At 38.4% G+C, this 799-nt stretch carries 1 protein-coding gene; it reads right to left on the bottom strand.

Translation table 11 applies throughout. From position 1 onward, the window contains the following. Positions 1–55: 55 nt before the first annotated feature. On the bottom strand, positions 56–799 hold a 744-nt coding region (locus tag MCQ_RS07585; RefSeq protein WP_006924584.1), incomplete at its 5' end, for a hypothetical protein.

Below are 799 nucleotides of genomic sequence, written 5' to 3' on the forward strand. Positions count from 1 at the left end.
TGACACGGCTTTTTTGCTGTTTAAAAGCAGGCGCCCCCCGCGCCTGTTATTTTATTTACACTGCTATAAAAACAAGTCTTTCCGTGACATCAGTGGCAATAGTTTTTTTATAAATGCTGCTATCAATTTCGCTATCACCACAAACCTCAGTATTACCATAGACCTTAGCATCACCACTAACCTTAGCATTACCATAGACCTTGGCATCAACAGAAACATGGGCACTTCCATAAACACGGCCATTTTCATAAATTTTTGCTTCTCCACTCACCATAGCATTGCCATAAATTTTTGCTTCTCCATGAACCATAGCAGCGCCACAAATATAAGCATTATCACAAACTATAGCCTTCTGAAAAATTAAAGCATCTTCACAAATCTTAGCATTACAATAAACTTTAGTACTACCTAATACACGCGCTTTACCATAAACTTCGACGTTGCCATAAATTCGAGTTTTTTCTAAAAATTTTCCATAGACCTCTTCATAGATCCGAGCATTACCATAAACTTTAGCACGTCCAAAAATCTCACCATAAATTAAGGCGCTACCATAGACCTGAGCATATCCATAAACCTCAGCTTCTACACGTACACTTGCATTGCCATAAACACAGGCATTTTCGTAAATTTTAGCATAACCAGTAACTTCTGCTTTATCATAAACCAAAGCATTATCACAAACATGAGCATTTCTATAAACCATGGCATCACCAGCAACCCAGCAATTCCCTTCATGAGAGAGGTTGTCTTCCTTTTCTATAAAGCCACCTAGAGCACCTGCTTTTACGTCTCCAAA

This window comes from Candidatus Bartonella washoeensis Sb944nv, assembly GCF_000278135.1.
Lineage (GTDB): Bacteria > Pseudomonadota > Alphaproteobacteria > Rhizobiales > Rhizobiaceae > Bartonella > Bartonella washoeensis.